This window comes from Pedobacter frigidisoli, from assembly GCF_004331675.1.
GTDB lineage: Bacteria > Bacteroidota > Bacteroidia > Sphingobacteriales > Sphingobacteriaceae > Pedobacter > Pedobacter frigidisoli.
The window spans coordinates 1-13,660 of record NZ_SJSN01000005.1; the positions used below are offsets into that span (position 1 = coordinate 1).

General features: G+C 38.1%; 8 protein-coding genes. 2 read left to right on the forward strand and 6 right to left on the reverse strand.

The genetic code is table 11. The features are described from left to right. Positions 1 to 367: 367 nt before the first annotated feature. Both EZ449_RS07195 and EZ449_RS07200 read right to left on the reverse strand, forming a co-directional pair. Positions 368 to 952 carry a 50S ribosomal protein L25/general stress protein Ctc gene (locus EZ449_RS07195; protein WP_131557293.1) on the reverse strand — a complete coding sequence of 195 codons (585 nt, stop codon included), beginning with the start codon at positions 950 to 952 and terminating at the stop codon, positions 368 to 370. An 18-nt stretch (positions 953 to 970) separates the two neighbouring features. Next, a complete protein-coding gene (locus EZ449_RS07200) occupies positions 971 to 1,921 on the reverse strand; it encodes a ribose-phosphate pyrophosphokinase (RefSeq protein ID WP_131557294.1) in 951 nt (316 codons plus the stop codon). 352 nt (positions 1,922 to 2,273) lie between these two features. Between EZ449_RS07200 and EZ449_RS07215 the strand changes: the two genes are divergently transcribed. Both EZ449_RS07215 and EZ449_RS07220 read left to right on the forward strand, forming a co-directional pair. After that, the gene (locus EZ449_RS07215) at positions 2,274 to 5,300 is read left to right on the forward strand and encodes a protein O-mannosyl-transferase family (RefSeq protein WP_131557295.1); all 3,027 of its coding nucleotides are present in this window, start codon (positions 2,274 to 2,276) and stop codon (positions 5,298 to 5,300) included. Positions 5,301 to 5,528: 228 nt separating this feature from the next. Further along, positions 5,529 to 8,567, forward strand: coding sequence for a DUF2723 domain-containing protein (locus EZ449_RS07220; protein ID WP_131557296.1), 3,039 nt, complete (start codon positions 5,529 to 5,531; stop codon positions 8,565 to 8,567). A gap of 455 nt (positions 8,568 to 9,022) precedes the next feature. Here EZ449_RS07220 and EZ449_RS07225 read toward each other — a convergent pair whose 3' ends face one another. The 4 genes from EZ449_RS07225 to EZ449_RS07240 form a co-directional block, all read right to left on the reverse strand. After that, complete coding sequence (locus EZ449_RS07225; protein WP_131557297.1) at positions 9,023 to 9,985, reverse strand: acetyl-CoA carboxylase carboxyltransferase subunit alpha; 963 nt, start codon at positions 9,983 to 9,985, stop codon at positions 9,023 to 9,025. A gap of 503 nt (positions 9,986 to 10,488) precedes the next feature. Next, entirely contained in the window at positions 10,489 to 12,048 is a 1,560-nt protein-coding gene (locus EZ449_RS07230) for a S10 family peptidase (protein WP_131557298.1), read from the reverse strand. Between the two features lie 145 nt (positions 12,049 to 12,193). After that, the gene (locus EZ449_RS07235; RefSeq protein WP_131557299.1) at positions 12,194 to 12,574 is read right to left on the reverse strand and encodes a hypothetical protein; all 381 of its coding nucleotides are present in this window, start codon (positions 12,572 to 12,574) and stop codon (positions 12,194 to 12,196) included. A 24-nt stretch (positions 12,575 to 12,598) separates the two neighbouring features. Continuing rightward, positions 12,599 to 13,660: a DUF5007 domain-containing protein gene (locus EZ449_RS07240; RefSeq protein WP_131557300.1), complete on the reverse strand. Its 1,062-nt coding sequence runs from the start codon at positions 13,658 to 13,660 to the stop codon at positions 12,599 to 12,601.

A 13,660-nucleotide genomic window follows, 5' to 3' on the forward strand; every position in this document is an offset into this window, starting at 1 on the left:
TTGACAGAACTCATTCAGATCTCCCGGGGTAGGACAATCTACTTCCTATGGATGTGGCCTCTGTATATACGTAATAGTCCCCGTGCAGTATTGGGCTTCTGTTTGTTGGGCAACATCACCCGGACTAAATCCGCCTCATATACAGTTTCTGTTCGTAGGCCCCCATATTTGCCGCGGACTTCCTTCAGATTCGCAGTCACCCACGACACCCTTGTCTCTGGCTAACACTTCCTACTGCTAAGCGTGTTCGGGACTCTAACCCTATAGTCGATTGACATGCCCGGCGCACCCAAAAAAAAGCGGTACAAATAAATTTGCACCGCTTTCTTTAATCTGTGAAATCACTTAAATCAGTGAAATCATTTTACTATTTTTTACCTTTAGCAGCTTCTGTTTCTGCTTGTTTCAATGCTCTACTCATGGTTACCGATACGATTGTATCTTCTGGAGTATTAGTAATTGCATATCCATCACCTTTAATATCACGAACGCGAACTAAACCACCAACTTCTAATTTAGCAATGCTAACTTCAACAGATTGAGGCATTTTAGCTGGTAACGATTTAACACGAAGTTTACGTAATTTTTGAACCATTTTACCACCCATTTTAACACCTGGAGAAGTTCCTGTTAATTTTACAGGGATTTCCATAACGATTTCTTTATCATCAAATAATTGAAGAAAATCGATGTGCATTAAAATATCAGTTAATGGGTGAAATTGTGTGTCTTTAACGATTGCTTTAGTTTTTGCACCGTTCACTTCGATTTCTACAAAGTTTGCTTCTGGAGTGTAAATTACGTCTCTTAAGTCTGCAATAACAACAGCTAAATGTTGTTGTGATGTACCACCATACAATACCGCAGGAACTTTACCTTCGTAACGAAGCTCTTTGGCATCGCGTTTCCCTACGTTCTCTCTTGGAGAACCGCTAATTGCGATTGTTTTCATTTTATATTTATTTAATTATTAATACTCTTGTACTTTAAATAGATCGCTGATTGATCCGTGTTCGTTTACATTAGCAATTGCCCTTGCAAATAAACTTGCTGTACTCAGCTGTCTAATTTTCGGACTTTCCATTTTCAATGGAATAGTATCCGTTACTATTAATTCAGCCAAAACTGAATTTTCTATTGTTTCAATTGCCTTGCCCGATAAAACAGCATGTGTACAAACTGCTCTTACACTTGCTGCACCATTCTCCATAATCAGGGCTGCTGCCTTTGATAAGGTTCCTGCAGTGTCGCAAATATCGTCAATTAATACGACATCCTGCCCAGTAACATCACCAATGATCGACATTGATTCGATTTCATTGGCACGTTTACGGCGTTTATCGCAAATAATAACCTCTGCATTAAAAAACTTAGCAAAGGTACGAGCCCTGTAAGAACCGCCCATATCTGGCGATGCAATGGTTAGGTTCGGCAATTTTAAGCTTTTAATATAAGGAACAAATATTACCGACCCATCTAAGTGATCTACCGGAATATCAAAAAATCCTTGTATCTGTGCAGCATGCAAATCCATCGTCATAATACGGTGAATACCTGCAGACTTTAATAAATTCGCCACCAATTTAGCACCAATAGCCACGCGAGGTTTATCTTTTCTATCTTGTCTGGCTAAACCATAATAAGGCACAACTGCTGTAATATAATGTGCCGATGCCCTTTTAGCCGCATCAACCATTAACAAAAGTTCCATTAAATTATCGCTAGGCTGATAAGTAGATTGGATCAAGAAAACATCACACCCACGGATCGATTCATCAAATGAAGGTTGAAACTCACCATCACTAAATTTGTGAATGGTTACCTCACCAAGCGGCTTGCCGTAACTCTCGGCAATTTTTAGTGATAATCCTCTAGAACCTGTTCCAGAAAAAAGCTTTACCTGATTAAACTGCAATGGCATGATCCGTGTGTAGTTTACTAGTTAAAAAAAAATCGGATCATGTATTGTTAAAATACACGATCCGATGCTAAATTTTGTTGTCCGACCTGGATTCGAACCAAGACAAACAGTACCAAAAACTGTCGTACTACCCTTATACTATCGGACAAAAGCTTATCAAGGATATATCCTCGAAAGGGAATGCAAATGTAGGTAGCATATTTTAATTATGCAATAGTGTTTTTAAAAAAAAGTTAAAATTTATTTCTAACTGATTGAAGATCAAAAAAAAGTTTTTTTGTGGTGCAACATTGTGATTCGAAATCCGACTTTATAGGAAACCTATAACCCAGTTACTTCATTAAACTAAACTATGAGCTATTCAAAAATCAACAACCTGGCCGGATGGACGTGTTTTTTCATTGCTGCCATCACCTACATCTTAACCTTAGATCAATCGGTTAGCTTTTGGGATTGTGGTGAGTTTATCGCCACAGCTTTCAGAATGCAGGTTGTACACCAACCCGGAGCACCAATGGTCTCGATGATTCAGCGATTATTTTCCACGATGGCCATGGGTGATAAAACCATGATCGCTTATTTCATGAATCTTTCATCAGCCCTAGCAAGTGCAGGAACAATTCTATTTTTGTTCTGGACCATTACGGCCTTGGCAAAGAAAACCATCATTAAAAAAGATGAAGTATTAACCAATTCTAAAATCATCAGCATCGTCGGCGCAGGTTTAGTTGGTGCTTTAGCATATGCATTTTCAGACAGTTTTTGGTTTTCTGCGGTTGAGGCTGAAGTTTACGCCATGTCATCACTTTGCACCGCAATCGTATTCTGGGGGATTTTAAAATGGGAATCGCTGGCCGATGAACCAAAAGCTGATAGATGGTTGTTGTTTGTCGCCTACATTATGGGTATTTCAATCGGCGTACACATTTTAAATCTACTAACCATTCCAGCACTTATCTTTGTTTATTATTTTAAAAAGGCCAAATCTCCAAATTGGCAAAGTGTTTTAAAGGTTTTTATCATTTCAATTGTTGTTTTAGGCATTGTTCAATTTGGCATTATCCAATATATGATATCCTTTGCCGCAAGCTTCGATTACTTTTTTGTAAATACATTGGGTTTTGGCTTCGGAACAGGTGTTTTATTTTACGCCATTCTTGTTATAGCTGGCTTGGTTTACGGCATCAGGTATTCTATTGTTAAAAACAAGAAAGCAATGAATTTGATCATGCTTTTTGCCGTGCTTTTAATTTTCGGATACAGTTCTTTCGCATTAATGATTATCAGAGCGCAGGCAAAACCCAATTTAAACAACACCGATCCAGAAAATGCCTTTAACTTTTTGAGTTATGTAAACCGCTCCCAATATGGAGATCGCCCATTGCTCTATGGTGAAAACTACAATTCGGAGAAGATAGACATTAAGGAAACTGATCAGCTCTATAGGAAAGGCGAAAATAAATATGAATCAGCAGGAACGAAATCGGAATATATTTATGGCGATAAAACACTAGCCCCTCGAATGTATAGCGATAAACCCGAACATGTTAGGTTTTACAAAAACTACATGGGTTTTGATGATGCCCACAAGCCTAGCCTGATGGATAACCTAAAATACATGTTCTCATTTCAAACGGGACAAATGTACATGCGCTATTTTATGTGGAATTTTGTTGGCCGACAAGATAATGAAGATGGGCAACATGGCGGCAATGATGGTGCATGGTTAAGCGGCATTAAACCAATCGATGCTATAAGATTAGGCAATCAAACCAATTTGCCGCCATCAATAGTAGAAAACAAAGCTTATAATAGATTCTTCTTTTTACCCTTGATTATCGGCTTGATTGGAGCTGTTTGGCACTTTAAGCGCAATCAAAAAGATGCAGGGGTAATTGGTTTACTATTCATTTTCACTGGCATTGCCATTGTAGTTTACCTAAATTCCATCCCACTCGAACCCCGAGAAAGAGATTATGCTTATGTAGGTTCTTTTTATGCGTTCGCCATTTGGATAGGCTTGGGTGTTTTCGGCTTGAAAGATTTTGTATTTAAAAAGCTTACTCCAGCAAGGGCAAGTATCTTCGCTTCGATTATTGCTTTATTTGCGGCTCCGATTATAATGGCTAGCCAAGGTTGGGATGATCATAACCGCTCTGAAAGTCACGTGGCGCATGATATGTCTGTTAATTATTTAAAATCTTGTGCGCCAAATGCCATTCTTTTTACTTACGGAGATAACGACACTTTTCCCGTTTGGTATGCACAGGAAGTAGAAAATATCCGCCCTGATGTTCGGGTGGTAAACCTAAGCCTTTTTACGGCAGATTGGTATATCGATGGGATGCGGAGAAAACAAAATCAATCAGAGCCTTTGCCTTTAACTATCAAACCTGCCCAATATGTTGCAGGAACCAGAGATGTGATGTATTACCAAGACTATAAAATTACGCAACACATTGAATTGAAAGAAATTTTGGATGTTCTTTTATCTGATAATGATGAAGACAAAGTAACCATGAATGATGGCTCCAAGTACAATGTTTTGCCAACCAAAAACCTAAAATTGGCCGTTAACCCGAAAGAGGTTTTGGATACGGGAACGGTTCCGAAGGAAGATGCTGGAAAAATTGCAAGCAGCATGGAATGGACTTACAATGGCGATTATGTGAGTAAGGGAACATTAGCGTTATTCGATATTTTAACCCACAACAATTGGAAAAGACCAATTTATTTTACTGGGGCAATGCCCGATGAACAATATATTGGGCTTGATAAATACCTTTATATTGAGGGGTTGAATAAGCGACTACTTCCACTAAAACCTGATACCTCGGTAACCCAAAAATTCGAATTGGTTAACGTAAAACCGATGTACAATAACCTGATGAATGTTTATGGATTTGGAAATATCAAGAATGCAAATCATTTGGATAGGCAATCTGCGGATGATGTAACCATGTGTGCCAATATGTTTAATGGTTTATTAAATGGATTGATTAACGATGGCAAAATCGTAGAGAGCATAAAAGTTGCAGATAAATATTTTCAGGTTATGCCGGAGAAAATTTATACTATGCGCCAGGTAATGAGCAATTTTTATTTAACGGAAAACCTTTACCGAATCAACGACCTCAATAGGGCAAATGCAATGATCAGCAAATCTGCAGATTATATTGATAAGGAATTAACGCACTTGGCTGATGTTTCGGAAAGCAAAAACCAATTGGCATCTGAACAAAATGTTCGTTTCTACCTCACCTATCTTGGCCAAATGGTAAAATTAACAGAAACGTTTAAGCAGAATACCCTGAGCAAGAAACTCGAAAAACAATACAATAACTTGCTCGATCGTTTTACGCCATTCGCCACCGGCTAGCTTGAAAATACTTTAAATTTTAACCCATAAGCAGATTTTCAATTTCTGTTTATGGGTTTTGGGATTTTTATCTATTAAAAAATGACTTTTAATCCTAAGCCATAATGAGCTTAAGCCGTATAATTTTGTTAAATCAATCCAAAAATTTACCTGTTTTATCGACTAGAATAGTTAATTTCGGCAGCATTTTTATGTGAACACCATTTTTTAATATCATTAAACAAACCAATGAATTATTCAAAAGTCAATAATATAGTAGGCTGGATCTGCTTTTTAATTGCTACAATAACTTACGTTTTAACCTTAGAGCCATCTGCTAGTTTTTGGGATTGCGGGGAATTTATCGCCTCAGCATTTAGGATGCAGGTTGTTCACCAACCGGGAGCACCTTTATTCTTAATGATTCAACGTTTCTTCTCTATTTTTGCTATTGGCGACCTTACTAAAATCGCTTATTGGATGAACGTAGGTTCTGCAGTTTGTAGTGGAGCAACTATCTTATTCCTTTTCTGGACAATTACTGCCTTAGCTAAAAAAACATTGGTTAAATCTGGTGAAATAATTTCTACAGGAAATTTGATCAGCATTATGGGCGCTGGAGCAGTTGGCGCATTGGCTTATACTTTCTCTGATAGTTTCTGGTTCTCAGCAGTAGAATCTGAGGTTTATGCACAATCATCGTTATTTACAGCCATCGTTTTTTGGGCAATCTTAAAATGGGAAGCACATGCAGACGAGCCAAGAGCAGACCGTTGGCTGTTGTTTATCGCCTATATTATGGGTCTATCAATTGGTATCCACTTGTTAAACTTATTAACTATTCCAGCGCTTGCCTTTATTTACTACTTTAAAAGAACGGGTAAGGCAACGAGATCGGGCATTATCAAAACCTTAATTGTTGGTATTCTAATCCTAGCTGTAATCCAATATGGTATTATTCAATATTTAGTTTCATTCGGTGCGTATTTCGATTTATTCTTCGTTAATACTTTAGGCTTAGGTTTCGGAACTGGTGTATTATTCTTTGCAATTCTGGTAATCGGGGCACTGGTTTGGGGTATCCGTTATTCTATTCAACATCAAAAGAAACTGTTAAACCTAGGGTTAATCTCTACGGTATTAATTATATTCGGATACGCCTCTTTCTCTATGATTATCATTAGGGCAAAGGCAGATCCTAACTTAAATAACAGCGCACCGAAAGATGCTTTCTCATTTTTAAGTTATTTAAATCGTGAGCAATACGGAGATAGACCATTAGGTTACGGACCGAATTATAATTCTGAAAGAACCGGTGTAACAGAAGGAAAAACCATTTGGAGAAAAGGAAAAGAGAAATATGAAGTAGCCGGCAAAAAGACCGATTATGAATATAGCAACAATACCCTTCTTCCTCGAATGTACAGTGATGACCCTAAACATGCGGCTTTTTATAAGGAATGGATGCACATGGATGATGCAAAAAATCCGAATTTGGTGGATAATGTTGGCTTCTTGTTCAGCTATCAAATCGGTTATATGTATATGCGCTATTTCGGATGGAACTTTATTGGTCGCCAAAATGATGAGCAAGGACAAGGAAGCGGACACGAAGGCGAATGGATTAGCGGAATTAAGCCAATCGATGCCTTACGTCAGGGTGATCAAACTAATTTACCGCCATCAACAATAGACAATAAAGCTTATAACAGATTTTTCTTCCTGCCCTTAATTATTGGTTTAATGGGTGCGGTTTGGCACTTTAAACGCAATCAAAAAGATGCTGGAGTAATCGCCTTACTATTCTTCTTTACTGGTATTGCGATTGTTTTATACCTAAATCAAAAGCCATTAGAGCCTCGTGAGCGTGATTATGCCTACGTAGGATCGTTTTATGCCTTTGCCATTTGGATTGGGCTCGGGGTACTCGCCATTAAGGAATGGTTATTTAAGAAACTCACCCCAACAACTGGCGCAATTGGAGCGACAGTTATTGGTTTACTTGCTGCGCCAGTAATTATGGCTGAGCAAGGTTGGGATGATCATGATCGTTCTACTAAAATGGTACCACACGATATCGCTTTAGATTACCTACAATCATGCGCACCAAACGCCATCTTGTTTACCTACGGAGATAATGATACTTACCCACTTTGGTACATCCAAGAGGTAGAAAATGTTCGTCCGGATATTCGCATTGTGAATTTAAGTTTATTCGATACAGATTGGTACATCAATGGTTTAAGGCAAAAACAGAACGAATCGGCTCCACTGCCAATCACCATGAAACCAGAGCAATATGTTCAAGGTGAACGTGATGTAATGCCGTACGATGATTATAAAATTTCTGGAAGCGTTGAACTTAAGAATGTTGTAGATCTTTTATTATCGAATGATGAGGGCGATAAAGTACCGATGCAAGATGGTACAAAATCTAACTTCTTACCAACCAAAAACCTGAAGATTACGATTAATCCACAAGAGGTTGTTAGTACAGGAACAGTTCCTGCGGCAGATGCTTCGAAGATTGTTCCGGTAATGGATTGGACCTTCAATAAGGGTTATGTAACCAAGGGAACATTAGCGATGTTCGATATTTTAGCGCACAACAACTGGAAACGTCCGATTTATTTCGCTTCTACCGTTCCATCAGAGCAGTATAATGGTTTAGATAAATATTTATATAGTGAAGGTTTGGCCTTACGCTTATTACCTTTAAAAGCTGATACCACAACAACTGATGAAAAAGCTGAGCAATTAAATACGCCAGTTTTATACAATAATGTAATGACTAAGTTTGCATGGGGCAATATGAAAACCGCCACCTATTTAGATCCTCAATCATCTGATGATACATTTATCTTCACCAACATTTTCAGCAACTTAACTGGAAGCCTACTAAAAGAAGGTAAAACAGCTGAAGCTAAAAAGGTAGTTGATAAATATTATGCAGTAATGCCTCAGAAATTTTACGGACTGCGTACTGTTGTGGTTAAATATTATATGGCAGAAAACCTTTATAAACTTGGGGAAACAGCTCGAGCGAACGAGATTTTAAATCAATCTGCAGATTATATTAACAAAGAGCTTAATTATTTAGCCGATCTTTCTAAAACGAAAGGTTTGACGGGTTCGCAAAACATTCAAACTGGATTATACTATTTAGATAGAATGATTAGAACGAGTAAAGCCGCCGGACAAGATAAAGTGAGCGATAAATTGCAAAAGATATTTACTGGTTTAGAAAGTAGATTATCGATGTTCTTCCCTCAACAAAGTCCGCAATAGCAAGGGCTAAAAATAATTTTAAGCAGCTGCATTAATTTATAGCTGCTTTTTTTTGGTTTAGGGGTTTGCCGCAGATTTCAACTTGCGAAGTTTCTAATGGCACGGTGCGTTGGAGAACTTCGTAAGTTTAACCTAAAAACCCTTTCAGACTTTTACGGTTCTGCCAATACCCGTTGGAGACTGACGAAGTTTTCTATCACACAACCTAACTAAACTTCGTAAGTCGATGGCTGGTAACTTACGAAGTTTCTAAGGGCACGGTGCGTTGGAGAACTTCGTAAGTTTAACCTAAAAATCCCATCAGACTTTTACGGTTCTGCCAACACCTTTTACCCTTTGGAGACTGACGAAGTTCTCCATCACACAACCCAACTAAACTTCGTAAGTCGATATCGTAAAATAAAAAAGCCTGTCTAACATCCGTTAAACAGGCTTCAAATTTATTTAGTTAATGATTATTCGTTGACTACACCCATTGCACAGAATTTTTCAATCCGCTGCTCAATCATTTTATCTGTTTTTATTTTACCTAACGAAGCTAAATCCCTAATAATATATTCTTTTAAAGTATTACCCATTAACTCTGGATCTTGATGCGCACCTCCAAGTGGTTCAGGAATAATTCCATCAATCAGCTTGTTACCAAACATATCGTCAGAAGTTAATTTTAAACACTCAGCAGCTTTTTCCTTAAAATCCCAGCTTCTCCACAAAATAGAAGAGCAAGATTCTGGAGAGATAACCGAATACCAAGTATGCTCCAACATGTAAACCTTATCGCCGATACCAATCCCTAAAGCACCACCAGAGGCACCTTCGCCAATCACGATACATATAATTGGTACACGAAGAATCGACATTTCTAATAGGTTTCTGGCAATGGCCTCCCCTTGTCCGCGTTCTTCTGCCTCTAAACCGGGGTAAGCACCCATGGTATCGATTAAGGAAACAACAGGCTTATTAAATTTCTCTGCCAAACGCATTAAACGTAAAGCTTTGCGATAACCCTCGGGGTTTGCCATACCAAAATTACGGAATTGACGCTCTTTGGTATTTTTGCCCTTTTGGTGACCAATAACCATTACCGTTTGGCCATTTATAGTAGCAAAACCACCAATAATTGCCTTATCATCCTTAACCGTTCTATCGCCGTGAAGCTCGATAAAATCATCGCAAATCATGCTGATGTAATCAAGCGTTTGGGGTCTATCAGGGTGGCGGCTCATTTGAACCTTATTCCAACCTGTTAAATTTTGATATAAGTTATTCGTGGTTTCATCTAATTTACCGTCAAGCTCATCTAACGTGGCAGACATATCTACCTTAGTTTTTTCGGCAACTTGCTTAACCTTTTCTATCTGCTGAACTAAATCTGCAATAGGCTTCTCAAAATCGAATGATGTTTTTATTTGCTGCATAATTGATCTGCAAAAATAAGTAATTATTTTTAGTTTGCCGTCAACAGTTTTTCGTTTAACTTTTGCTAGCCAATTAACCTACAACCACGATCTATATTTTAATTTGGAAAGCAATTACAGAAGCATTTCGGTTAAAGCAGTCCCGCCCCCATTGCTGCTCCGAAGAAAAATCGGGAGCATCCATTCAGGTCGGGTTTATATTACTCAACTTATGCAACTATGCCAGTTTCCGTGCGAAAAGCCAAGGTTATCTAGCCCTGATTGAAGCGAAGATCATTTTTAGCTGTTCTTCGAAATCACTCAGAACAACACAGTAAAAAGATCGTAGTGCAAAGCAGGACGAACGATAATTATTGTACTGCCTATTGCGCTTCAAAAAATTATTAAAGTTAATTAAAACGGTCTGTGAGACACAGACCATGGAGTTCGCAACCTCGCCCATACGTAGGCAATGTACTTTCTGCTCATCGATCTTAAAAACCTTAAATCTCCAAAAATCCTGGTTAAAATTTTGCCGCTTCCCCGGCTTTTGGCAATGCTTTCTTAATAAATTCGCGAATATGGTTATTGGCTGTCTTTAAATCATCTTTACGGAGGTACATCATGTGCCCACTTCTGTAACCCTCCCAACTCATGCGATCTTGCAATTTACCCGCAGCATCTAATTGCCACATGCTATATTTTGCATTGAAATAATCGCAAGCACCATCATAGTAACCCGATTGCACCAATAAATGTAAGTAGGGGTTTTGTGCCATCGCCTGACGAAGATTATCACCTGTTTTATCGCCAGTATTATCCCAAGGATAAACCGAACCGAACATATTATATTTTAGATCTGTTTTGTAATTCAGCTCGTTGCGGATGTACATATTGATCGCTGGCGTAAAAGAATGTAACCAAGAAGTGAGTTCGGCATTATAATCTGGTCCCTCCCCGGCACTCATTTTATCGATGCCACGATAGCGAGAATCCAATCTTCCAACAGTGAATCCCTTATCCCTCATCAGCTCTTTCCAAAAGAAATCTGTCGGCACATTGAGGTTATAATCCAATATTACTTTTTCTGAAAGACCAGAATAGCGAGCCATTTTAGCGGCAATGGCTTTCTTTTTTTCGGAACTAAGCATTCCACCTTGCGATATTGCAGGAATAAGTTCGTTAATGGTAAAAGTTTCAACTTCAGGAAGCATCACTGTTAAATCCTTGCCCTGCAAATCGGTAGGCAAAACTTTATGGTACCAAGCGGTAGCTGCAAAATAAGGCAAACGCAAAGCGGCATCTACAGGGCCGCTTCTTTCGATGCCCAATTCTGTCGGAGATACCAGCACAACGCCATTTAAATACATCCATTGGCTGTTTTGAAGCTCCAACGCTAAACCAGAAACCCTTGTTGTACCATAACTTTCACCAATTAAGAATTTTGGAGAAGCCCATCGGTTATTTCGGGTGACAAAAGTATTAATCCATTCGGCCAAATACTTGATATCGGCTCTAACACCGAAGAATTTTTCTTTGGGTACATCTTTGTTAATTGCTCGAGAGTAACCTGTATTTACCGGATCTACGTAAACAATATCGGCAACATCTAAAATTGAATAAGGATTTTGTTTATAACCATAAGGCTGAATAGGATAACCTTCATCATCGATATTCAAAACCACAGGGCCAGTGTATGCAATATGCATCCAAACAGAAGCCGAACCCGGGCCGCCGTTAAAAGAGATTACCAAAGGTCTTTTTTCGCGATTGGAAACATCGCTTCTTTCATAATAGGTATAAAATAAACCTGCTATGGCCTTTCCATCTTCATCCCAAACTGGAAGCGTACCTGTTGTTGCTTTATATGGCACTGATTTACCATCTATATTTACCGAATGATTGGTGACTACGGCACTTTCTACTTTGATTGCACGTTCGTTACCTGTAGTTTTTGGCTCTTCTTTTACGGTTACCTCAGTTGTTGTAACTGTTTCCTTTGATGGTTTTTTTCTTGGTTCTTGCTGGGCTTGAGATAAAAGTGCTGAAAAAAATAAAGTGGTGAGTATAAGTCTGAATTTCATTGCGTTTGGTTTGGTTTATAAATATCAAATTAAAGCAGCGTTAATCAAAACTCACATTAGAAATGTTACGCATAAAAAAAAGCCGACATTGGTTTTGGCAATGTCGGCGATTTAAGGGGATTGTAATTAATTAGGGTTTATGACTTTATACTATGGTTTCTGCTTTAGCTTGGTTGATCTGCCAGCCAATAGTGAAACTACCAGTTATCAATAACTTAATATGATATTCTATGTCGCCATTTATAATGACTCCCTCCCAACCATCAGCATTAATTGTACCGCCAGAATGGGATACATTTACTAAATTTATCGTAACGCCTTGTACCGTGGCCTTTACGTTATTATAAAGTTGTCCTGAATTATATTGCAAACTCGCTGTGCAGATTACGCCATTATCAGCATAAAAAGTTTTAGTAACGATTATTGGTGGGGATACTAATTTACTTTCAAATTTAGCATCTGCGCTTAAATTTCCAAATGCGCAAATTGTTGTTATTAACAGCATTATTAAATTACGATTTTTCATTTGCTTTTAGTTTAAGTGTATTAATTATTTCTTGGTAGCCTTTAACATTATCTCATAAATGTATTTTCCAGGTCTATTAATTCTGGTATTAAACCTCACATTTAATTTAACAGGTCTTTTTGCCCAAGTTCCATACGGAAGATCATTTGGAGGATTCCAACCTGCAGCAGAAGCTGTGTCAATAGAGGCAATGTTACTTGCATTTATCCTATAATAACAGTTAATACCATTGCTTTGCCCATCCCAATATAATGATGGGAATGGTGTTGTAGCATAGTCATACAGTACAGCTGTATCAGTAACAGTAGTTTTATAGGCAAAAGTTGATAGGGTTTTTAAGAAGCTGTTTCCATTTGGTCTTTGCTTATATTCTGACGGGGCAAATAATGCTCCATTTTTATCAACAAATTTCAATGCTACCTGATTTGGTGAATCAGCAACCCGCTTAATTCTCAACCAAGCGGTTGTAGATCTACCCACTGCTGCATTGATCCAATCAGCATCATAAGCAAACCTAACAGCAGTTTCACTATTGGCCTCAACAGCTAAAGCATAAGGTGCATTGATATATTCGTATTCAACCTGTGGTGATAAAATAATTGTACATATATTATTGTAGACTTTAGTGCCATTCGGATTTTCGACCTGTAAATCTAATAGATATTCTCCTGATGGAATATTATTACTGGCTTCATTAAATACCATTTGCCCACTCACTGGAGCGATCTCGAATGGTGTTTTCTTCACTGTGGTACGTTTTTTATTAATTAATGCCAGCGTTGTATCTGTTGTAGGGTCGTATGGCAATGTCCAAATATCTACGTTGTAGAGGTTAAAAAATTCTTGTTGACGCTTTCCAGTAGCCTTATTTCGCACATCCAATAAAGTCACCTTAAACGGTGGTGTAGATGCATCGGGAATTAAGCCTTGAGAAATATAAAATTGGCCAGCATTTACCCTTAATGGGTTTGAAGAATACCTTAAATAGTCACTTAAAAATCCTTCCTTAACCTTTCTGCAAGCATTAAAGCTAATAGCAGTAACAACTAAACAAAGTAGTCCTGCATATAAATATATCTTTTTCAT

Bases quoted from the DNA above. Each gene is read 5' to 3' on its own strand.
- EZ449_RS07195 (WP_131557293.1), bottom strand. From the start codon at position 952: ATGAAAACAATCGCAATTAGCGGTTCTCCAAGAGAGAACGTAGGGAAA.
- EZ449_RS07200 (WP_131557294.1), bottom strand. From the start codon at position 1,921: ATGCCATTGCAGTTTAATCAGGTAAAGCTTTTTTCTGGAACAGGTTCT.
- EZ449_RS07215 (WP_131557295.1), top strand. From the start codon at position 2,274: ATGAGCTATTCAAAAATCAACAACCTGGCCGGATGGACGTGTTTTTTC.
- EZ449_RS07220 (WP_131557296.1), top strand. From the start codon at position 5,529: ATGAATTATTCAAAAGTCAATAATATAGTAGGCTGGATCTGCTTTTTA.
- EZ449_RS07225 (WP_131557297.1), bottom strand. From the start codon at position 9,985: ATGCAGCAAATAAAAACATCATTCGATTTTGAGAAGCCTATTGCAGAT.
- EZ449_RS07230 (WP_131557298.1), bottom strand. From the start codon at position 12,048: ATGAAATTCAGACTTATACTCACCACTTTATTTTTTTCAGCACTTTTA.
- EZ449_RS07235 (WP_131557299.1), bottom strand. From the start codon at position 12,574: ATGAAAAATCGTAATTTAATAATGCTGTTAATAACAACAATTTGCGCA.
- EZ449_RS07240 (WP_131557300.1), bottom strand. From the start codon at position 13,660: ATGAAAAAGATATATTTATATGCAGGACTACTTTGTTTAGTTGTTACT.